The sequence below is a fragment of the Epibacterium sp. HA2-3 genome (genome assembly GCF_055693725.2).
Genome location: NZ_CM172490.1, coordinates 2,340,426 through 2,360,682, shown reverse-complemented (window position 1 = coordinate 2,360,682; position 20,257 = coordinate 2,340,426). Strand labels below are relative to the sequence as shown.

At 60.6% G+C, this 20,257-nt stretch carries 20 protein-coding genes; 13 read left to right on the top strand and 7 right to left on the bottom strand.

Annotated features, from left to right (window positions below):
* Nucleotides 1-111: 111 nt before the first annotated feature.
* The 13 genes from tolQ to folD all read left to right on the top strand — a co-directional run bounded on the left by tolQ (nucleotide 112) and on the right by folD (nucleotide 13,227).
* Nucleotides 112-807 (top strand): protein TolQ, encoded by a 696-nt coding sequence (gene tolQ, locus ACZ1HH_RS11060; RefSeq protein WP_011539688.1) that lies wholly within the window; start codon nucleotides 112-114, stop codon nucleotides 805-807.
* Nucleotides 808-810: 3 nt separating this feature from the next.
* The gene (gene tolR, locus ACZ1HH_RS11055) at nucleotides 811-1,299 is read left to right on the top strand and encodes a protein TolR (protein ID WP_011539687.1); all 489 of its coding nucleotides are present in this window, start codon (nucleotides 811-813) and stop codon (nucleotides 1,297-1,299) included.
* 13 nt (nucleotides 1,300-1,312) lie between these two features.
* Entirely contained in the window at nucleotides 1,313-2,464 is a 1,152-nt protein-coding gene (locus tag ACZ1HH_RS11050) for an energy transducer TonB (RefSeq protein ID WP_487320274.1), read from the top strand.
* On the top strand, nucleotides 2,461-3,786 hold the full coding sequence (gene tolB, locus ACZ1HH_RS11045; protein ID WP_011539685.1) for a Tol-Pal system beta propeller repeat protein TolB: 1,326 nt from the start codon (nucleotides 2,461-2,463) through the stop codon (nucleotides 3,784-3,786). The genes ACZ1HH_RS11050 and tolB overlap by 4 nt, the downstream gene beginning before the upstream one ends.
* 103 nt (nucleotides 3,787-3,889) lie before the next feature.
* Nucleotides 3,890-4,393, top strand: a complete 504-nt coding sequence (gene pal, locus ACZ1HH_RS11040; RefSeq protein ID WP_472636654.1) for a peptidoglycan-associated lipoprotein Pal — start codon at nucleotides 3,890-3,892, stop codon at nucleotides 4,391-4,393.
* Nucleotides 4,394-4,398: 5 nt separating this feature from the next.
* Nucleotides 4,399-5,250: a tetratricopeptide repeat protein gene (locus tag ACZ1HH_RS11035; RefSeq protein ID WP_472636653.1), complete on the top strand. Its 852-nt coding sequence runs from the start codon at nucleotides 4,399-4,401 to the stop codon at nucleotides 5,248-5,250.
* Nucleotides 5,241-6,533: a tRNA lysidine(34) synthetase TilS gene (gene tilS / locus ACZ1HH_RS11030; RefSeq protein ID WP_487320273.1), complete on the top strand. Its 1,293-nt coding sequence runs from the start codon at nucleotides 5,241-5,243 to the stop codon at nucleotides 6,531-6,533. The genes ACZ1HH_RS11035 and tilS overlap by 10 nt, the downstream gene beginning before the upstream one ends.
* A gap of 89 nt (nucleotides 6,534-6,622) precedes the next feature.
* Nucleotides 6,623-8,536 (top strand): ATP-dependent zinc metalloprotease FtsH, encoded by a 1,914-nt coding sequence (gene ftsH, locus ACZ1HH_RS11025; RefSeq protein ID WP_011539681.1) that lies wholly within the window; start codon nucleotides 6,623-6,625, stop codon nucleotides 8,534-8,536.
* A gap of 269 nt (nucleotides 8,537-8,805) precedes the next feature.
* A complete protein-coding gene (locus tag ACZ1HH_RS11020) occupies nucleotides 8,806-9,426 on the top strand; it encodes a hypothetical protein (RefSeq protein ID WP_487320272.1) in 621 nt (206 codons plus the stop codon).
* 48 nt (nucleotides 9,427-9,474) lie between these two features.
* Entirely contained in the window at nucleotides 9,475-10,056 is a 582-nt protein-coding gene (locus ACZ1HH_RS11015) for an MOSC domain-containing protein (protein WP_472636650.1), read from the top strand.
* Between the two features lie 176 nt (nucleotides 10,057-10,232).
* Nucleotides 10,233-11,909 carry a formate--tetrahydrofolate ligase gene (locus tag ACZ1HH_RS11010; protein ID WP_011539678.1) on the top strand — a complete coding sequence of 559 codons (1,677 nt, stop codon included), beginning with the start codon at nucleotides 10,233-10,235 and terminating at the stop codon, nucleotides 11,907-11,909.
* Between the two features lie 65 nt (nucleotides 11,910-11,974).
* Nucleotides 11,975-12,280, top strand: coding sequence for a chorismate mutase (locus ACZ1HH_RS11005; protein WP_416369004.1), 306 nt, complete (start codon nucleotides 11,975-11,977; stop codon nucleotides 12,278-12,280).
* A gap of 44 nt (nucleotides 12,281-12,324) precedes the next feature.
* Nucleotides 12,325-13,227 carry a bifunctional methylenetetrahydrofolate dehydrogenase/methenyltetrahydrofolate cyclohydrolase FolD gene (gene folD, locus ACZ1HH_RS11000; RefSeq protein ID WP_011539676.1) on the top strand — a complete coding sequence of 301 codons (903 nt, stop codon included), beginning with the start codon at nucleotides 12,325-12,327 and terminating at the stop codon, nucleotides 13,225-13,227.
* A 112-nt stretch (nucleotides 13,228-13,339) separates the two neighbouring features.
* Here folD and ACZ1HH_RS10995 read toward each other — a convergent pair whose 3' ends face one another.
* From ACZ1HH_RS10995 to ACZ1HH_RS10965, 7 genes are all read right to left on the bottom strand, one after another.
* A complete protein-coding gene (locus tag ACZ1HH_RS10995; RefSeq protein WP_416369003.1) occupies nucleotides 13,340-14,647 on the bottom strand; it encodes a P-loop NTPase family protein in 1,308 nt (435 codons plus the stop codon).
* Nucleotides 14,648-14,810: 163 nt separating this feature from the next.
* Nucleotides 14,811-15,308, bottom strand: a complete 498-nt coding sequence (locus ACZ1HH_RS10990) for a prepilin peptidase (RefSeq protein ID WP_416369002.1) — start codon at nucleotides 15,306-15,308, stop codon at nucleotides 14,811-14,813.
* Between the two features lie 15 nt (nucleotides 15,309-15,323).
* Nucleotides 15,324-16,175 carry a tetratricopeptide repeat protein gene (locus ACZ1HH_RS10985; RefSeq protein WP_011539673.1) on the bottom strand — a complete coding sequence of 284 codons (852 nt, stop codon included), beginning with the start codon at nucleotides 16,173-16,175 and terminating at the stop codon, nucleotides 15,324-15,326.
* A 33-nt stretch (nucleotides 16,176-16,208) separates the two neighbouring features.
* Nucleotides 16,209-16,814 (bottom strand): tetratricopeptide repeat protein, encoded by a 606-nt coding sequence (locus tag ACZ1HH_RS10980; RefSeq protein ID WP_472636649.1) that lies wholly within the window; start codon nucleotides 16,812-16,814, stop codon nucleotides 16,209-16,211.
* A 9-nt stretch (nucleotides 16,815-16,823) separates the two neighbouring features.
* Nucleotides 16,824-17,795: a type II secretion system F family protein gene (locus ACZ1HH_RS10975; RefSeq protein WP_472636648.1), complete on the bottom strand. Its 972-nt coding sequence runs from the start codon at nucleotides 17,793-17,795 to the stop codon at nucleotides 16,824-16,826.
* Between the two features lie 10 nt (nucleotides 17,796-17,805).
* A complete protein-coding gene (locus ACZ1HH_RS10970; protein ID WP_011539670.1) occupies nucleotides 17,806-18,774 on the bottom strand; it encodes a type II secretion system F family protein in 969 nt (322 codons plus the stop codon).
* A complete protein-coding gene (locus ACZ1HH_RS10965; protein ID WP_011539669.1) occupies nucleotides 18,774-20,231 on the bottom strand; it encodes a TadA family conjugal transfer-associated ATPase in 1,458 nt (485 codons plus the stop codon). Before ACZ1HH_RS10965 ends, ACZ1HH_RS10970 begins: the two co-directional genes overlap by 1 nt.
* Between the last annotated feature and the right edge of the window lie 26 nt (nucleotides 20,232-20,257).

Sequence of the window (20,257 nt, the reverse complement as noted above, 5' to 3'; positions counted from 1 at the left end):
TAGGCGACAATCCCCCTGTTTCCTTGGCAATGTCGCTTGTTTTGCGCTAGCGTTCGCCCCAATTGGGCTGCGCAACCTAAACGACGCGGCAACTGGCGATAGAGCAGGCAGATGGAAGCAGAAACTCTGGCACTGGCACAGGAGATTGATTTCTCCATGTGGGGGCTGTTCGCACGCGCGACGCTCACCGTAAAACTTGTGATGATCATGTTGATCGTGGCGTCGATCTGGTCGTGGTCCATTATCATTCAGAAAGTGATCACCTATCGCACAGCACGTCGCGAAGCGCAGGTGTTTGAGCGCGCCTTTTGGTCCGGCAACCCGCTGGACGAGCTGTTTGAGGAGATCGGAGCCGAGCCCTCGGGCCGGTCAGAGCGCATCTTTGCAGCTGGCATGATCGAATGGCGCCGCAGTCACCGAACGGACGGAGCGCTGATACCGGGCGCGCAGGCGCGCATCGACCGCTCCATGGATGTGGCGATCTCCAAGGAGAGCGAGGGTCTTCAGAGCGGACTACAGGTGCTGGCGACCATCGGCTCGACCACGCCCTTCATCGGGCTTTTCGGAACGGTCTGGGGTATCATGAATGCGTTCATCGAGATCGCAGAGCAGCAAAACACCAACCTTGCCGTTGTCGCACCGGGGATTGCCGAGGCGCTTTTGGCGACGGGGCTGGGGCTATTGGCTGCGATCCCGGCGGTGATCTTTTATAACAAACTCTCGGCGGATTCTGATCGCATCATTGGCGGCTATGAGGCCTTTGCTGATGAATTCGCGACCATCTTCTCGCGCCAGTTGGACAGCTGAGCCATGGGAGCCGGTGTTCAGACAAAGGATGCAGGCGGTGGCCGCCGGCGCGGACGGCGTCGGTCGCGCGCGCGCCCGATGGCAGAGATCAACATCACGCCCTTTGTGGATGTGATGCTGGTGCTTCTGATCATCTTCATGGTTGCAGCCCCGCTGATGACAGTGGGCGTGCCCGTCGAGTTGCCGAAAACCGCCGCAGGCGCGCTGGCCGGGGATGATGAAGAACCGCTCACCGTGACCATGACTGCCGCAGGTGACATCCAGATCCAGACCACGCCGGTTGCGCGCGATCAGCTTGTGGCGCGTCTCCAGGCAATTGCGGCCGAACGCGACTCGGATCGGGTCTATTTGCGTGCTGATGGGGCGATTGCCTACAGCGATGTCATGCAGGTGATGGGCGCGCTCAATGCGGGTGGGTTTGCCAATGTGGGGCTTGTGACCGACCAGGGCGGCCCTGCACTCGACGGGCGGTCTGCCGCCCCGGCAGAGTAACACGGGTGCGGATGTGCAAACCGGCACAAAGATCTCTCTCGCGGGGCATGGCCTCCTGATCACCTGGGCGCTGGCGGGCGGGTGGCTCAATCCTGAGCCGCTACCCTTCCAGAGCCAGGATGTGTCGATCATTTCCGCAGAAGAGTTTGCACGATTGAGCGAGCAATATGCTGCTCCCGAGGTCTCTGACGTCCCTGAGGCGCCACAGGAACCGGCGATCACCGAGACGACCCCGTCGAGCCCCGAGCGCCCGAGCCAGACGCCCGAGACCCCCGCAACACCTGCGCCGATTGAAACGCCGGTCGCAGACACGGCGGCAGAGCCCCCCGCGCCAGAGCCTGATCCCGAGGTGCCAAGCCGTGTGCCTGATGCGCCAGAGCTGCCCGAAATCGTGACGGACCTGCCGCAAACCGCAGAGCCCCAGACTGCTCAGCAGACGGACCGTGTCGCGCCCGAGCCGGTGCGCGCGCCCGAGCCGGACACACAGATTGGCGATGTGGTGCAGGAAGAGGTTGCACCCGATGCCGAGGCAGAGGCCAATCAGCCCGTGCAGGAAGCCACGGCACCCGAGGCCGCAAGTGACCGTATCGTCACCGAGGCCGAAGCAGATGATGCCGAGCCCACGGCGCCTCTGGCGAGTGTCCGTCCGCGCGCGCGCCCGGCGCGACCCGCTCCGGAACCAGAGCCTGACCCTGAACCACAGACCCAAACCGCCGCCCGCGACGAAGAGCCCGCCCCGGATGCGGAACAAAACCCCGAGGTCGAGCGTTCCGCTGTCAACGATGCGCTTGCAGAAGCGCTGAGTGGCGCGGGGGAGGTGGAGGCGCCCGAACCCTCCGGCCCGCCGATGACACGAGGAGAAAAAGATGCCCTTCGGATTGCGGTGTCGCAATGCTGGAACGTCGGCTCTTTGTCGAGCGAAGCGCTGCGTACGGAGGTTGTCGTGGGGGTCACCCTCTCGCGCGAGGGCGTGCCGGATATTGGTTCCATTCGCATGCTGTCGAGCACTGGTGGGTCAGACAGCTCTGCCAAACAGGCCTATGAGGCCGCGCGCCGTGCAATCATCCGCTGTGGATCAAGAGGATTTGATCTTCCGGCTGACAAATACGCTCAGTGGCGTGATATTGAGATGACATTTAACCCCGAAGGAATGCGGATCAGATGAGAAACGCAATTGCGACAGTACTCCTTGGCCTTGCAATGCTGCTGCCCGTTGGGGCGGTGCAGGCACAGGATGGGCCGCTCCGGATCGAGATCACGGATGGTGTGATCGAGCCGCTGCCCTTCGCGGTGCCCGATTTCATCGCCGACACCCCGGCAGCGGCGCAGTATGCGACGGACATTGCCCGTGTGATCGCCCAGGATCTTGTGGGCTCCGGGCTGTTTCGCGAAATTCCCAAGGTCGCCTATATTTCGCCCTACACCGATTTTGACGCTGAGGTGAATTTCACCGACTGGAAGGCGATCAACGCGCAGGCGTTGATTGCAGGCGCGGTGAGCCTGTCGGGCGATCGCATCACCGTGCGCTTTCGCGGCTATGACGTGTTCGCCGGGCAAGAGCTTGGCGCGGGGCTTCAGCTTTCGGGCACGACCGACGGCTGGCGGCGTATCGCGCACAAGGTGGCCGATACGATCTATTCTCGCCTGACCGGCGAAGGTGGCTATTTTGACAGCCGCGTCGTGTTTGTTTCGGAAACCGGCCCCAAGAATGACCGCAAGAAGCGCCTTGCGATCATGGATTACGATGGGGCCAATGTGCAGTATCTGACCAACTCGGACGCCATTGTGCTCGCGCCCCGGTTCTCGCCCACCGGCGACCGCGTGCTTTATACCAGCTATGAGAGCGGCTTTCCGCAAATCCATGTGCTGGATGTCGGCCGCGTGCAGCGGCGGGTATTGTCGGCGGGCAATGGCTCCATGAGCTTTGCGCCGCGTTTTGCCCCCAACGGCCAGACGATTGTCTACTCGCAGTCTCAAGGCGGCAATACCGACCTCTTTTCCATGGACATCAACTCTGGCAACCCGCAGCGCCTGACCAGTGCGCCGTCGATTGAAACCGCCCCGTCATTCTCGCCCGATGGCAGCCAGATCGTGTTTGAGAGCGACCGCTCCGGGACATCGCAGCTCTATGTGATGTCTGCGTCGGGTGGAGAGGCCAAGCGGATCAGTTTTGGTCAGGGGCGCTATGGCACCCCAGTCTGGTCGCCGCGTGGCGACTACATCGCCTTCACCAAGCAGAACGCGGGCCGGTTTCATATTGGCGTGATGCGCACCGATGGCAGCGAGGAACGCCTGCTGACGGCGTCCTTCCTGGACGAGGGTCCCACATGGTCGCCCAATGGCCGGGTGATCATGTTCACGCGCGAAACCCAGGGGGCCAGCGGCCAGGCGCGGCTCTATTCGGTGGATATTTCAGGTCGCAATCTGAAGCCGGTCAAGACGCCGGATGGGGCGTCTGACCCCTCCTGGTCCCCTCTGCAGAACTGATGAACCGCCCGGCCAAGAACCACGCGTGCAAGCCCGTGGCGTGGCCGGGTACAATATGCTAACACTTCGGTAAGAAATGTCCGATCACACGAGGCGATTTCACATGAGCGGTATCAAGACAGCAATTCTACTGGTCGCGGGCCTCGCCCTTTCGGCCTGTTCCGACGCGCGCTGGGACGACACCAGCGCGGGCAATGGCGGCTCCGGTATCGGAGTGGACGGCGGACTCGGGGACCCCTCGAGCCCTGCTTATTTCCGCGAGGCCGTGGGCGACCGTGTCCTGTTCCTTGTAGATCAGTCCAGCATCTCTCCCGAGGCGCAGGTGATCCTCGATGGGCAGGCGCGCTGGCTGCAGGCCAACCCAGCCTATGTTGTCACCATCGAAGGCCACGCCGACGAGCGAGGCACCCGCGAGTATAACCTCGCCCTCGGTGCAAGCCGCGCGAACTCCGCACGTGATTATCTGATCTCCAAGGGTGTTGCTGCCAGCCGGATCCAGACGGTGTCCTTTGGCAAGGAACGCCCGATCGAGATTTGCTCCGAACAGAGCTGTTATGAGAAGAACCGCCGTGCCGTGACCGTGCTGGCCGGCGGCGCGCTGAGCTGATCGACATGAGCGGTCTGCGGCAGATCTTGTTGGCGTCGGCGTTGGCAGTTGCCAGCGCCCTCCCAACCATGGCGCAGGAGCGTGAACAGACCTTGGCGGACATTCGCCAAGAGCTGACCGTCCTGCATGTGGAAGTGCAGCGCCTCAATCGGGAACTGTCGACCACGGGGGCCCCTTCGGCGTCGCTGGCGGGATCTTCGGTGCTCGACCGGGTCACCGCAATTGAGACCGAGCTGCAAAAGCTCACCGCCAAGACTGAGCAGCTTCAGTTTCGCATTCAGAGCATTGTCAAGGATGGCACCAACCGGATCGGTGATCTGGAATTCAGGCTCGTTGAGCTGGAAGGCGGCGACCTCTCCACGCTGGGCGAGACCACGACGCTGGGCGGCGACATCGAAGGCGAAACAGAGCTGGGGCAGACCACGGTGCCTGGCACCGATGGGGAGAGCACGGTGGTTGGCGGAGGCGAGCTCGCCGTAGGCGAGGAAGCCGACTACAAGCTGGCAATGAGCGATCTTGAGGCTGAGAACTATCAGGCAGCTGCGGACCGATTTGCGACCTTCAAAGAGGCCTATCCCGGCAGTCCGCTGACGGCTCAGGTGGATTTCGGCCGCGGCAAGGCGTTGGATGGTCTGGGTGACACCCGTGAAGCGGCGCGGGCCTATCTGGCGGCGTTTACCGGTGATACGGCGGGCGCCATCGCACCCGAAGCGCTGTTTGAACTGGGCGCGGCGCTTGGGCGACTGGGGCAGCTCGATCAGGCTTGTATCACGCTGGCCGAGGTCACTGTGCGTTTCCCCAATGATCCCGCCGTGACCGCAGCCGAAGCGGAGCGGTCCAAACTGGCGTGCTCCTGACACCGACAGAAGAGGCGCTGACCTCTGCGATCCGCGCCCGTATCGGTCCCTTGCCCGAGAAACTTGGCGTCGCTGTCTCCGGAGGCAGCGATTCCGTTGCGTTGATGCATGTGCTTGCGACCATGGCCCGTGCAGAAGACACAGCGCTGGCGGTGGCCACGGTGGATCACGGGTTGCGCCCCGAATCACGGCGTGAAGCCGAGTTTGTGGCGCAGCAAGCACATGACCTTGGGCTCTCGCATCAGACCCTGACATGGCAACATCCCGCTGACAGCGGAAACCTTCAGGCAGAGGCCCGCGCTGCGCGCTATCGCTTGCTGGGAGACTGGGCACGGACGCAGGGCCTCGGCGCGGTGGCGGTCGGGCATACCGCGGACGATCAGGCTGAAACCTTTCTGATGCGGTTGCGACGGGCCTCTGGGGTGGCCGGGCTCTGCGGTATGCCGACATGTCACGACCGCGACGGGATCGATGTCCTGCGTCCGATGCTGGATCTGCGCCGAAGCGATCTGCGCGATTATCTCACGGCGCGCGATGTGGCTTGGATCGAGGATCCCTCAAACCTTGATATGAAGTTCGAGCGTGTGCGTATTCGCGATGCGCTCAACGCGCTGGAGCCTTTGGGTCTGACCGTGGACGCGCTGACATCGGTGGCTGACAATATGCGCATGGCCAATAGGGCATTGGACAGTGCGACACGCACCGCTGCCGCGTCGGTCGGGCAGATCCGTCTTGGCATGGTGGTCCTTGATTGTGCAGGGTTTAATCGGCTTGAGACCGAAATCGCGCGTCGTCTTCTGGTGTCGGCACTTCTGCACATAAACGGCGCCGCATACCCGCCGCGCCGGGCGCCTGTTCTCGATGCATTGAACGCGTTGAAAGAGGGGCGGGGCGTAACCTTGCAGGGCTGCCAGATCGTCGTGCGGGGCGGTGCGATCTGGGTTGGGCGCGAATATGCCTCCGTGCAACACTCCGCATGCGCCCTCTTGCCCGGTGAGGGGGGTGTCGCAACGATGGATGCAACTTGGGACGCGGCATGGCAGATCAAGGCGCCTGCCGGATGGAGCCGACGCGTCGAGATTCGCGCGCTCGGAGCCGAAGGCCTTGCCGAAATCCCCGATTGGCGCAGTCACGACGCCCCGCGCGCCCTTTTGAAATCTCTTCCGGGGGTCTGGTGTGATGGCCAGTTGATCGCCGCGCCGCTGCTTCAGGAGCGCTCTGGCTGGACGATTGCGGCAATTCGACAGCCTGAGACATGGGCACTGTCTGCTTTATCGCATTGAACCTCACCAAAACCTCCCTATTTTAGGTGCAACTTATGGTCGTCGCGTGCTAGGGCCGTGACGTCCTTGGAATTCTTGGGAGAGCCATTTTGGGCAACGCACGCAATATCGCCTTCTGGGTCGTTCTGTTTCTGCTCGTTGTGACCCTGTTCAATCTGTTCAGCGGGTCCGGCAGCACACTACAGAGCCGCGAGAAGACTTATTCGGAATTCGTGACCGCTGTAGAGGGCGGAAACGTCAGCACTGTGACGCTGGACGGCGAACAGGTTCGCTACACGACTTCGGATGGCCAGAGCTACACCACGATCAAACCGGGCGACGCAGAAGTCACCCAGATGCTGATCGACAACAACATCCCCGTGCGCGCAGAAAAACAGCAGCAATCGACCTTCCAGTCCTTCCTGCTGACGCTTCTGCCGTTCCTGCTGCTGATCGGCGTCTGGATCTATTTCATGAACCGCATGCAGGGCGGGGGCAAAGGTGGCGCCATGGGCTTTGGCAAATCCAAGGCCAAGATGCTGACCGAGAAGCATGGTCGCGTGACGTTTGACGACGTTGCAGGTATCGACGAGGCGAAAGAAGAGCTCGAAGAGATCGTGGAATTCCTGCGCAACCCGCAGAAATTCTCGCGTCTCGGCGGCAAGATCCCCAAAGGCGCGCTGCTTGTAGGCCCTCCGGGTACTGGTAAGACGCTCCTTGCGCGTGCGATCGCGGGCGAGGCGGGTGTGCCGTTCTTCACCATCTCCGGTTCCGATTTTGTCGAGATGTTCGTTGGTGTGGGTGCAAGCCGAGTCCGCGATATGTTTGAACAGGCCAAGAAGAATGCGCCCTGTATCGTCTTTATCGACGAAATCGACGCCGTGGGTCGCCACCGGGGTGCCGGTTATGGCGGCGGCAATGACGAGCGCGAACAGACCCTCAACCAGCTTTTGGTTGAAATGGACGGCTTTGAGGCCAACGAGGGCGTGATCATCCTAGCGGCCACCAACCGCAAGGACGTGCTTGACCCGGCCTTGCTGCGTCCAGGCCGCTTTGACCGCAACGTGACCGTCGGAAACCCTGACATTAAAGGTCGCGAGAAGATCCTCGGCGTGCATGCCCGCAAGACCCCTCTGGGTGCGGACGTGGACCTGCGCATCATTGCGCGTGGCACCCCGGGCTTCTCCGGTGCGGATCTGGCGAACCTTGTGAACGAGGCTGCTTTGATGGCTGCGCGTGTGGGCCGCCGCTTTGTCACCATGGAAGATTTTGAAAACGCCAAGGACAAAGTCATGATGGGGGCCGAGCGCCGCTCCATGGTGCTGACCGCCGATCAAAAGGAAAAGACTGCCTATCACGAGGCCGGTCACGCTGTGGTTGGTCTGAAGCTGCCGGAATGTGATCCAGTCTACAAGGCGACGATCATCCCCCGTGGCGGCGCGCTTGGCATGGTGGTGAGCCTTCCTGAGATGGACCGTCTGAACTGGCACAAGGACGAGTGCGAGCAGAAGTTGGCGATGACCATGGCCGGTAAGGCTGCCGAGATCATCAAATATGGCCCCGGCCATGTGTCCAATGGCCCCGCCGGCGACATTCAGCAGGCCAGCCAACTGGCGCGGGCCATGGTGCTGCGCTGGGGGATGTCCGACAAGGTCGGTAACATCGACTACGCCGAAGCGCATGAGGGCTATTCCGGCAACACGGCTGGGTTCTCGGTCTCTGCCAATACCAAAGAGCTTATCGAAGAAGAGGTCCGCCGCTTCATCGAGGAGGCCTACCAACGCGCTTATCAGATCCTTGAAGAGAACAAGGATGAATGGGAGCGTCTGGCACAAGGTCTCCTGGAATATGAGACGCTGACAGGCGAAGAGATCAAGCGCGTGATGAACGGCGAGCCGCCGCAGGCGGATGATGACGCTGATGATGACGCCGACACCGGTGCCACCTCCGTCACCGCGATCCCGAAGGCAAAGTCCAAGAAAACTCCGCCCGAAGGGGATATGGAACCTGAGCCTTCTTCCTAAGGCTCTGATAAGAATTACGAAAAGCCGCGGTTCTGCCGCGGCTTTTTTTATCTGCCGGGGCGCCCCATGCGGTTTACACAGCTGCGTCACAAAGCTGTTACAGTCCCCTTGAATCTGAACCGTTTCGTTCGAATATGCAGTGGCACCTTCATTAACTCGGTGCTGTCGTGTATTCCCAATCCCCTCAAGAGGTCTCCGCCTCCCGCGCAGAGGCTGCGTTTCACCCGCGTTCTGCGCCTTTTATATTCGCTTGCCTCATCACCCTCGCCGTGGGTGTGGCACTTTGGGGGGCGGCAGCCCACTATCCAGCGTTTCAGGATGCGTTACATGAGGACGGCCCGGTCGAGAAAGTCTCTGCGGTGCTTTGGGGGCTCTGCGCTGTCATGGTGCTCTACTTTGTGGGCGGCACCGCGCTGCGCACCCAGTGGCAGCTCTCCGCGCTGTTTTTCCTACTGTGTGGCCGCGAGCTGGACTTCGACAAGCGCTTTCTGAGCGAGGGTATCCTGCAACTGCGGCTTTATTCCGGGGGCGCGCCTTTGTGGGAGAAGGTGATCGGCATTGCCATAATTGCCTTGGTGCTCTTGGTGGTGTGGCGTCTGCTGCGCGTGAACCTGCCCGAGCTTCTTAAGGGGCTGCGTCAACTGAGCCTCTGGTCCTGGGGTGGTGCACTTGCGGTGAGTGCAATTGTTGTCGCCAAAGGCGTTGATGGCATCGGACGCAAATTCGCGGATTTTGGCGTTATTCTGGATCCCACCCTGATCGCGCGCGCACTGGTCTACGAGGAGTTACTGGAGCTCTTTGCTGCGGCGATCGTCGCGTGGTCGATCTGTCACTTTGAGGGTCAGAGACGACGCGCACGGGGCGGTCGGTCAATGGCTTGTTGCTCTTGAAACTTCGTCTAGACTGCCGACAAAATTTGACAGCAGGACGTGAGCATCATGCCGGTATTACGCGAAACCCAATTCAGCGCAGAGATCACTTGGTTGGGGATGGTTCCCGCCGATACAGGTATTCAGGCGCAGCCCCGCACTGAGTTGGATCTGCTGTTCAGTGGCGTCGCAGGCGAGCGGCACGAAGGGGCGAAGCGTCCCTCCTGTGTGCGGGTCAAGAACCTCTATGCCCCCGGCACCGAGATCCGCAATACGCGCCAACTGACGATTCTCTCCGAAGAGGAACTCGCGCTGATCGCGGCAGAGATGGGGCTTGAGGCGCTTGATCCGCGGTATCTCGGCGCAACAGTCGTGCTGCGCGGCATTCCCGACCTGACCCACCTGCCGCCTGCGTCGCGCCTGCAGGGCAAAGATGGGGTCACGATCACCGTAGACATCGAGAATCGTCCCTGCATCCTGCCCGGTCGCGAGATCGAGAAAGACCACGCAGGCTTTGGCCCGAAATTCAAAACCGCCGCCGAAAATCGCCGCGGCGTGACGGCTTGGGTCGAACGCCCCGGTCGGCTCGCTCTTGGTGATCAGATGCGTCTTTTTGTGCCCGACCAGCCCACTTGGGCGGCAGAGCGCTAAGGGGGCGGCCCTCAGGCTTCGGTGTTAGCGATCAGCGTGCGAATACGAAGAGCGACGTTCTGGATCGCAATTATGTCGGAAACCAATGGCGCGGTTTGTTTCAGACTCGCTAATCGTAGAGGCATACTCGGTGTCCGCCACCGGGCCCTGCAACGCGACATTTAGGAATACCGGCTATGAGCTATAAGAGTGACATTGAGATCGCCCGCGCGGCGAACAAGCTCCCGATCCAGGAGATCGGCGCCAAACTGGGCATGAAAAACGACGACCTGCTGCCCTATGGCCACGACAAGGCGAAGGTGAGCCAAGAGTTCATCAACTCCGTGCAGGGCAATGAAGACGGCAAGCTGGTGCTGGTGACCGCGATCAACCCGACCCCGGCGGGTGAGGGCAAGACCACCACCACCGTTGGTCTGGGCGATGGTCTGAACCGCATCGGCAAAAATGCGATGATCTGTATCCGCGAAGCGTCCCTCGGGCCGAACTTCGGCATGAAGGGTGGCGCCGCCGGTGGCGGCATGGCGCAGGTTGTGCCGATGGAGGAAATGAACCTCCACTTCACAGGCGACTTCCATGCGATCACCTCGGCGCACTCGTTGCTGTCGGCCATGATCGACAACCACATCTACTGGGGCAACGAGCAGGAAATCGACATCCGCCGCGTTGCATGGCGTCGTGTGGTCGACATGAACGACCGCGCCCTGCGCCAGATCACTGCGTCGCTGGGTGGGGTGTCCAACGGCTTCCCGCGCGAAACCGGTTTTGACATCACCGTGGCTTCCGAGGTCATGGCGATCCTCTGCCTTGCCAACGACCTGAAGGACCTGGAAAAGCGTCTCGGAGACATCATCGTGGCCTATCGCCGCGACAAGACCCCGGTTTACTGCCGCGACATCAAGGCCGAAGGCGCGATGACCGTTCTCCTGAAGGACGCCATGCAGCCCAACCTCGTGCAGACCCTGGAAAACAACCCGGCGTTTGTACACGGTGGCCCGTTTGCGAACATCGCACATGGCTGTAACTCCGTGATCGCAACCAAGACCGCGCTCAAAGTGGCGGATTACGTTGTCACGGAAGCAGGCTTTGGGGCCGACCTCGGCGCCGAGAAGTTCATGAACATCAAGTGCCGCAAGGCCGGCATAGCACCGTCTGCGGTGGTGGTCGTTGCGACCGTGCGCGCCATGAAGATGAACGGCGGCGTGGCCAAGGCGGATCTGGGCGCGGAAAACGTCGAGGCGGTCAAGAACGGCTGTGCAAACCTCGGTCGTCACATCGAGAACGTCAAATCCTTTGGCGTGCCTGCGGTCGTGGCGATCAACCACTTCGTCACCGACACCGATGCGGAGATCAATGCGGTCAAGGAATATGTCGCCTCTCACGGCGTCGAGGCGATCCTGTCGCGCCACTGGGAGCTGGGCTCCGAGGGCTCCGCGCCGTTGGCTGAGAAGGTGGTCGAGCTTGTTGAAGGTGGCGGTGCAAACTTCGGTCCGCTCTATCCCGATGAGATGCCGCTGTTTGAGAAGATCGAAACCATCGCCAAGCGCATCTATCGTGCTGACGAGGTTCTGGCCGATGCCAAGATCCGCAACCAGCTGAAAGAGTGGGAAGAAGCGGGCTATGGCCATCTGCCGGTCTGCATGGCGAAGACCCAGTATTCGTTCTCGACCGACCCGAACCTGCGCGGTGCGCCCACCGGCCACTCGGTTCCGGTTCGCGAAGTGCGCCTCTCGGCGGGTGCGGGCTTTATCGTGGTAGTTTGCGGTGAGATCATGACCATGCCGGGTCTGCCACGCACCCCGGCGGCGGAAAGCATCTGCCTCAATGAAGAGGGCCTGATCGAAGGCTTGTTCTAAGGCACGAAATCGGCAATCTGCGGCCCGGGGCATATGCCTCGGGCCGTAGGAGTTTTGATAGAGAGATGACCCACCGCAAACCGCCGCAAGACTGTGCAGATATGACCGAGCTGCGTCAGGCGATCGACGCCATCGACGTGGAGCTGGTAAAGCTGCTTCGGGCACGCGTTGACTACATCGACCGTGCCGTAACCCTGAAACAGGCAAACGGATGGCCCGCGCGCATCCAGTCCCGGGTTGAAGAGGTGGTTTCCAATGCGTGTCAGACCGCCGATGAGGAAGGTCTCGATACGGAACTGGTGGAGCGCATCTGGCGCGATATGGTGGATTGGTCGATTTCGCGGGAAGCGCGTGAAATCCCCGAGATTTGAGCCGACTCACAATCGAGTTCGGCCCCCTGAGAAGGATAGATACGATGGCAGCAGAAATCATTGACGGGAAGGCCTTTGCGGCCAAGGTCCGCGGTCAGGTGACCGAGCATGTGACCCGCCTGAAAGAAGAACACGGCATCACTCCGGGGCTGGCGGTTGTGCTGGTCGGTGAAGATCCGGCCTCTCAGGTCTATGTGCGCTCCAAGGGCAAGCAGACCGTTGAGGTAGGCATGAACTCCTACGAGCATAAGCTCGACGCTGACACCTCCGAAGCGGATCTCCTGGCGCTGATTGACCAGCTCAACAAGGACTCCGAAGTGCATGGGATTCTGGTGCAGCTGCCTCTGCCCAAGCATCTCGACGAGGATCTGGTGATCAACTCCATCGCGCCGGAAAAAGATGTCGATGGCTTTCATATCTCCAATGTGGGCCTGCTTGGGACGGGACAAAAATCCATGGTCCCCTGCACGCCGCTTGGTTGTCTGATGATGTTGCGCGACTATCATGGCTCGCTGTCTGGTCTCGATGCCGTGGTGATTGGCCGCTCCAACATCGTGGGCAAGCCGATGGCACAGCTCTTGCTGGGGGACAGCTGCACGGTGACGATTGCGCATTCGCGGACCAAGGATCTGCCCGAGGTGGTGCGCCGCGCCGACATCGTGGTGGCGGCGGTGGGCCGTCCCGAGATGGTTCCGGGTGACTGGATCAAGGAAGGTGCAACCGTTATCGACGTTGGCATCAACCGCATCGACGCCCCTGAGAAGGGCGAGGGCAAGACTCGTCTGGTGGGTGATGTCCACTATGAGAGCGCAGCGGCGCGCGCCGGGGCGATTACACCGGTGCCCGGCGGGGTTGGTCCGATGACGATTGCCTGTCTTTTGGCCAATACGGTCACGGCCTGCTGTCGTGCGAACAATCTCTCCGAGCCCGAAGGCCTGACGGCCTGATGCGGCCCTGAGGGGCCGCTGCCTCCGGCGGAGATATTTTTGAAAAGATGAAAAAGGCGTCGGGGCTGTTGCCTCCGGCGCCTTTTGGTTTTGCAGGGCGTTTGAGCCGGGACTATTTGACGATGACTTCGTCTCTGACAAACATGTTTGCCCAAGCGCGGTCGATCAGTTCTGGCGACATCTGATAGGGGATGCCTTCGAACTCGCAGATGGAGATCATCTGGTCGATCAGGAACACCGGCTGATAGTTTGCGTATACATTGTCGATGGTGGGGTACTTCGTCTTGAGAAGATGCACCAGCGCGGCCTCATCGAGGGGCATGCCTTTCTTGCGCGCCACCATGGCAAAGATCTTGAGGAAGTTTTCCTGATCCGGCCCGTCGATTTTGATCTTGAAGAAGATGCGGCGCAGGGCCGCCTGATCGAAGATCTCATTGGGGTGGAAGTTGGTGGAGAAGATCACCAGCGTGTCAAAGGGGACTTCGAATTTTTCACCCGATTGCAGCGCGAGGATATCTTTGCTTTCCTCCAGAGGGACGATCCAGCGGTTGACCAGGGCCTGCGGGCTCTCGGCCTGGCGTCCAAGGTCGTCTACGATGAAAATGCCGCCGGTGGATTTGAGTTGCAGCGGGGCCTGATAGGTGCGCGCGGTGGGGTTGTAGACGAGATCCAGCATCGACAACGATAGCTCGCCGCCTGTGACCACTGTGGGGCGCTCGCAGCAGACATAACGTTCGTCAAACCGACGCCGCTTGCGCAGGGCGTTTGGGTCCATGGGCTCGGCTGCGACCTCGGTGTGGACGATCGGGTCGTAGACCGTGATGACCTGGCCGGCGTATTCAATCGCGCGGGGCACATAGACCCGGTCACCAAGCGCGTCTCGGATGCCATTGGAAATAGAGGATTTCCCGTTGCCGGGTGGACCATACATCAGGATCGACCGGCCTGCGCTTACGGCGGGGCCGAGGTGGTCCAGGAGGCTGTCGGGCAGGATCAGGTGGCCCATGGCCGAAGTAAGCTGCTGGCGCGTCACCATGATATTGCGGATCGACTGGCGCTTTACCTGTTCGCGGTACACGTCAAGCGGCACCGGCATTGCGCCAAAATATTCCGACTGCGACAGCGCATCAAGCGCGCGGGCCTTGCCTGCGTCGGTCAGCTGATAGCCCATCTCATTGCCGGAATTGGCATTGAGGGTCCCTGTGGCCTCAAGGAGCTTCTGGCCACGTGCGAGGTCGACAAGCTCTTGGGTAACAGACGTCGGCAAGCAGATCGCGCCGGCCAGATCGGTCACCATGTCGAGGTTTTTGCGAAACATCGTCTTGAGCAGGATGTCCCGCATCATCACCAGTGGCAGACGCATTTCTGCCAGCCCCTTGGGGGGCGGGGGAGCCATGACCGTCTGGTTCTGCATGTTCATCAGGCGAGCCTCTTTTCACGCGGGTTGGGACGGCGATGCCGTCACGTTTGATCTTGGAAAGAGACTATTCAACACTGTGGCAAGACCACGGCAGCCCTGCAGCAATTCCGCGAAGGACCACGGTGATTTTCAGGATATTTGCCCGACGTTTCAGGGCAGTGGGCTAGACTGGAACAAAGGCCGCAAGACTGAGGTAGATCGCAAGGGTCGCGCCAAGGCACAATCCCATTGGAAACTTCGCGCCCGTGTTCCAGCTCTGCCAATGGGGCGCGAGGCGGCGCAGGGGGGTGTGGCGCGCAAGGCGATGGGCCAGAAAACCCGACAAAAGCGTTATGGCAAAGATGATCATGATCAGCTTCAGGTCCGCAAAAGCCACATAAGGCGCTGCGGCACCTGCAAATTTTGCATCTCCCGCCCCGACCAGACCGCTGGCGTAGAACAGGTATCCGATGGCGATGCCGACAGGCAGGTGCAGCAGCTGCCAGCCGTAGTCCGCCCATGTCGGCATCACCAAGAGGCCAAGCAGGATGTAGATCAGTCCAAGCGTGTCGACCGTCCAGTTCGGAATGCGCATGCTGCGCAGATCGTTCAGCGCCACCACATAGCACAGCGGCACAACGAAGGGCAGGAACCACAGGGCGGCCTCGGGCGGGAAATGCATCTGTCGCGGCTCCGCTCAGCCGTTTTCGAGCGCTTCCAGCGCGCGGGCGGCAGCATCAAAATGCTGCGGGTGGGTCTCGATGGCTTCCCGCAGGAGGCCTTCACCCGTGCTGACATCGCCCTGTTTCACCGCAGAGAGCGCCATCGTATGCAAGAGCTGCGCACGCTCGGTCTGGGTCATTGCGATCACGGGCAGGCTGTAGTTGCGCTGCGCGCCGCGGGCCAGAACGAGGTTGTTCTTGGCGGTGAAGAGGCTTGGGTCCTGACGCAGCGCCTCGCCAAAGAGACGCTCGGCCCCGCTGAAGTCTCCGCGGGTGAGCTTGGAATAGCCCCAGTTGTTGAACACGCCTGCCGGTTTCGTCGTCAGGCCCACGGCTGTCTCGTAAAAGCTGTCAGAGGCCTTCCAGTTTTGTTCCGAATCCGCGACCATGGCCTCGAGGCGGTAGCGTTTGAAGGTCTCATGGGTGGGCGGCACGGTATCAAGCACCTGACGCGCCTTGTCCCACTCGTTGTTGCGGATGAGGGCATCGGCGAGCTCGACGCTGTCGGCGCTTTGGGCCTCGGGCAGATCGACCACGCGCTGCCATGCGGCAGCTGCTTCGGTATAGCGCTTGGCCCGAATAAGCGAGCTTGCCAGTCCACGGTTCAGATCAATCCGATCCGGTGACTGCTTCACACTGCGCTGAAAGTACGAGACGGCCTCATTGGGGTCGGCACTGTTGAGCACGACACTGTTGAGGTTGCTTTCATCAACGACATTGACGTCCTGAAGCGCGCGGTCGACGGCTTCTTTATCAATTTCCTTGCTGCACGCTGTCAGGGACAGCGCCCCAATCAACCCTGCGGCCAATAGACCCATGTGGCGCATTTTGCTGCGTCCTTTTCTGCTCTGCCTCTGGCGCTACGGTGTCGTTTCGATGAGGAACACGCCCCCGCCTTTTCGCACCAGTTTATTTTGATCGCCTGTGGGGGCAGTATGCCCTGTGTTGTCAAGATTTTCGAGAGCGAGGCGCAAATTATCGCGGATTGCGTCACTTTGGCCATTGTCGAGCGCATAGGCGCGGCGCAGGATCTGTTCGGCCTCCGCATATTCCCCCTTTTCGAGGAGCACGGTGCCGAGGTTGTTGAGCGCTTCGGGCCACTGGGGTTCCTTGTCAACGGCTTGACGCAAAAGCGTTTCCGCCTGTCCGAGTCGCCCCAGCCCGAGGTTGGCCGAGCCAAGACCCGACAGCACTTCGGCTGTGAGCCCCTCTTCGAGGGCGGCACGGTTGAAGGCCTCGATCGCCAGTTCGTACTGATCCGCGGCCAGCAACCTGTGCCCGACATCCAGCGCCCGAACGCTTTCGCCGCGCTGATCGACGCCGGGGGCCCAGACACCATTTGGCGACACCGGCTTGAGGGGCTGTCCCTGTCCCGAAACACATGCCGCCATCAGTGCAAGGGCACTGATGGCGGCTGTGGGTGAAACAAGGCGGAAAAGGTGGGTGCGCCCGTTTCGAAACTGCATTTTGTTGGCCTATTTTCCTATGTTTCCCAGCCCCTGAACAGAAGGAGCAATCAGGATCGCCAGCAAGGGCGGAACTGTCAGCCCCATTGTGGCAAGGGTCATTTTGGTTGGCAACTTGTTTGCGGCTTCCTCGGCGCGCATCACGCGTTTGTCCCGCATTTCCCCGGCATAAACCCGGAGCGCATCGGCAATCGAGGTACCGAAGGCAGCCGATTGGATCATCACCGTCACAAAGGAGGCGACATCCTGCACGCCGCAGCGTGTGGCCATGTCGCGAAGAACCTTGTCCTTTTCCTTACCGGCTTTCATTTCATGGGCGACGATCTCGAATTCTTCTGCAAGCTCGGGGTAGGAGGCCTGCAGTTCCTTGCCGACACGTACAATGGATTGATCCAGAGACTGTCCGGCTTCGACGCAGACCAGCATCATATCAAGCGCGTCCGGGAAGGCGCGGGTGATCGCTTGCTTGCGCTCCTCGATGCGGCGCGTGATCCAGTAGCGGGGCAGGTAGTAGGCCGCAGCACCAGGACCGAGGACACGCATCGCAAGCTGGTTGGTCGTATATTCAACGTCGGCATTGAGGACGTAAACGAGAAACAGGCCAAAACCCAAACCCGCCAAGCCAAGTGCAAACTGCAGGAAGTGAAAGAGCCGCACCGCATCCTTGGACTGGTATCCCGCCTGCCGCAGTTTCAACTGCATTGCAGAGAGTTCCTCGGCGTCCTGGGGCTCGAGGAAGTTGGCAAACTTTTGAAGCTGCTCGTTGCGGCTGGCCTGGCGCAGACGCTCATTCTGGGGTTTGGCGTTCTGGTCGGCGGAGAGGTTGCGCTGCAATTTCTTCAGCGGGTCTTCGGGCTGGTTGAACAGCAAGAAAGCGGCGACAACCACCAAGAGCAGCCCGAGAAATCCAACCGCCATCAGCGGGCCAAACTCACCTAGGTGCTGGATCAGGAGGTCTTGAACAAGGGTCAACGGGTTCATGGCTGTCTCCTCAGACCTGGATGTTCGTCAGCTTGCGCATCACGAAGATATTTGCCGTCAGCATGCCGCCCACGATGAAACAGGCGGGCATGAACCACGGGTGGTCGATCACGTTGTCATAGTAATGCGGGTCTGAAACCAGCGTGCCAGCAAGCACGAAGAGCGGGAAGCCGGAGAGGAATTTGCCCGACCACTGCGCCTCGGCCGTGATCGCCTTTACGCGGCGAAACAGTCGAAAACGGGCGCGGATCACTTTGGCAAGCCCTGCAAGCACTTCGGCGAGGTTGCCGCCCGATTGCTGTTGGATCGTCACGGCGACCGCGAGGAAGCGCAGATCCTGCATGTCCAGACGTTCGGCCATTTCCTTCAGCGCCTCGCCCACGTCACGGCCATAGGCGCATTCATCGGCGATGATTCCAAATTCGGTGGCCAGCGGGTCTTCGACCTCTTTGGCCACGATCTGCACTGCCGAGGAAAATGGATGACCGACCCTTAGCGAGCGCACCATCAGCTCGACCCCATCGGGGAGCTGCTCTTCGATTTTGGCCATGCGTTTCTTGGCTTTGGAATTTACCCAGAAGAATACGGCCCCGACACCGATAATGACCGAGCCAAGAACGCGCACAGGAAGCGCGGCTTGTGTGCCGACGCTGAGCCCGATGAAGGCCACGCCGGTGAGACCGCACATGACGAGGATCAACTGGATCGGTGTAAAGGCGATGGCCGCCTTCTGCGCCTTCTCGGCCAGCAGGGAATAGAGCGGGATAGACTGAGATTTGAGGTGCTGCTGCATCTCCTTGCGGAGTTGCTCAAGCACCTGTTCCCGGTTGCCGCCCTTTTCCAGCATCTCTAGGCGACGGTTCACCCGGCTGTTGAGGCTGATGGATTTGCCAAAGGCAACCAGATAGATGCCTTCGACCAGCACCAGGACGCCGATGAAGATCAGCCCGTAGATAAGCGGTTCAATCCCGAATTCCATCAGCGGCTCTCCATCACGGTTGGCTCGTAGATCGACGCCGGCAGGTCATAGCCCCAGAGGCGGAAGCGTTCCGAGAAATGGCTGCGCACGCCGGTCGCGGTAAAATGGCCGATGATCTTGTTGTCGGGGGTAAGGCCCACGCGCTGGAAGCGAAAGATTTCCTGCATGGAGATAACATCGCCTTCCATCCCGGTGATCTCGGTGATGGAGGTCATCCGGCGCGAACCATCCTGAAGGCGCGAGGCCTGTACGATCAGGTTCACAGCCGAGGCAATCTGGCTGCGCACAGCCTTGATCGGCATCTCGATCCCGGCCATTGCGATCATGTTCTCGAGACGCGAGATCCCGTCACGGGCAGAGTTTGCGTGGATCGTGGTCATCGAGCCGTCGTGGCCTGTGTTCATCGCCTGCAGCATGTCGATCACTTCGGCGCCACGCGTTTCGCCGACGATGATGCGATCCGGGCGCATACGCAGCGCGTTTTTCAGACAGTCGCGCGGGCTGACCTCTCCCTTGCCCTCGACGTTGGGCGGGCGGCTTTCCATGCGTCCCACATGGGTCTGTTGCAACTGCAGTTCCGCCGTATCCTCAATGGTCAGGATGCGCTCGGAGTTGTCGATAAAGCTCGACAGCGCGTTGAGCGTTGTCGTTTTACCAGAGCCCGTCCCGCCGGACACGATGACATTCAGACGGGTCGAGACAGCAGCCTGCAGATAGGCGGCCATTTCTTCGGTAAAGGCACCAAAATTGACCAGATCGTCGATCTGCAACTTGTCCTTTTTGAATTTCCGGATCGACACCAGTGAGCCATCCACCGCAATCGGCGGCACCATGGCGTTAAAGCGCGACCCATCCTGGAGACGGGCATCCACATAGGGATTTGATTCATCAACCCGACGCCCCACAGCCGAGACGATCTTGTCGATGATCCGCATCAGGTGCTTTTCATCCTTGAAGGTGATGTCGCTCAGTTCGAGCTTACCTGCACGTTCGATAAAGATCTGCTGGGGGCCGTTCACCAGAATATCGGAAACGGTATCATCCTTCAAAAGCGCTTCGAGCGGGCCAAGACCCGTGACCTCGTCATACAGCTCTTTCATCAGCTGCTGACGGTCTTCGCGGTTCAAAACGATGCTTTTTTCCTGGAGTACCTCGTTGGAGATGGCTGCGATCTCGCTGCGCAGCTCAGATTCAGAGGCTTTTTCAAGCGCGGCGAGGTTGAGGTTCTCCAAAAGCTCTCTGTGCAGATCAATTTTGATCTCGCTCAGCCGTTCCTTGCGCTTGCGCTCACGGTCCTGCGGAGCGGCGGCAGCTGCGTTGCGCTGGTCAGGACGGCGCAGAACAGCCTTGACCCCGGCGGCAGGTGCGCTGGGGCTGGCGGCAGGTTTTGGAGCCGCGGCAGGGGCCGCTGCGGGGGCAGCAGGCGCAGAGGATTGCTTTTTGTACTTGGAAAACATTTCGATACCTTCCCGTGCTGTCGCGT

Coding starts and splice junctions, on each gene's coding strand:
- ACZ1HH_RS10980 (WP_472636649.1), bottom strand. CDS start 16,814: ATGCAGTTTCGAAACGGGCGCACCCACCTTTTCCGCCTTGTTTCACCC.
- ACZ1HH_RS11010 (WP_011539678.1), top strand. CDS start 10,233: ATGAGCTATAAGAGTGACATTGAGATCGCCCGCGCGGCGAACAAGCTC.
- ACZ1HH_RS10975 (WP_472636648.1), bottom strand. CDS start 17,795: ATGAACCCGTTGACCCTTGTTCAAGACCTCCTGATCCAGCACCTAGGT.
- pal (WP_472636654.1), top strand. CDS start 3,890: ATGAGCGGTATCAAGACAGCAATTCTACTGGTCGCGGGCCTCGCCCTT.
- ACZ1HH_RS11015 (WP_472636650.1), top strand. CDS start 9,475: ATGCCGGTATTACGCGAAACCCAATTCAGCGCAGAGATCACTTGGTTG.
- tolB (WP_011539685.1), top strand. CDS start 2,461: ATGAGAAACGCAATTGCGACAGTACTCCTTGGCCTTGCAATGCTGCTG.
- ACZ1HH_RS10965 (WP_011539669.1), bottom strand. CDS start 20,231: ATGTTTTCCAAGTACAAAAAGCAATCCTCTGCGCCTGCTGCCCCCGCA.
- ACZ1HH_RS11005 (WP_416369004.1), top strand. CDS start 11,975: ATGACCCACCGCAAACCGCCGCAAGACTGTGCAGATATGACCGAGCTG.
- tolR (WP_011539687.1), top strand. CDS start 811: ATGGGAGCCGGTGTTCAGACAAAGGATGCAGGCGGTGGCCGCCGGCGC.
- tolQ (WP_011539688.1), top strand. CDS start 112: ATGGAAGCAGAAACTCTGGCACTGGCACAGGAGATTGATTTCTCCATG.
- ACZ1HH_RS10995 (WP_416369003.1), bottom strand. CDS start 14,647: ATGAACATGCAGAACCAGACGGTCATGGCTCCCCCGCCCCCCAAGGGG.
- ACZ1HH_RS10970 (WP_011539670.1), bottom strand. CDS start 18,774: ATGGAATTCGGGATTGAACCGCTTATCTACGGGCTGATCTTCATCGGC.
- folD (WP_011539676.1), top strand. CDS start 12,325: ATGGCAGCAGAAATCATTGACGGGAAGGCCTTTGCGGCCAAGGTCCGC.
- ACZ1HH_RS11035 (WP_472636653.1), top strand. CDS start 4,399: ATGAGCGGTCTGCGGCAGATCTTGTTGGCGTCGGCGTTGGCAGTTGCC.
- ACZ1HH_RS10990 (WP_416369002.1), bottom strand. CDS start 15,308: ATGCATTTCCCGCCCGAGGCCGCCCTGTGGTTCCTGCCCTTCGTTGTG.
- ACZ1HH_RS10985 (WP_011539673.1), bottom strand. CDS start 16,175: ATGCGCCACATGGGTCTATTGGCCGCAGGGTTGATTGGGGCGCTGTCC.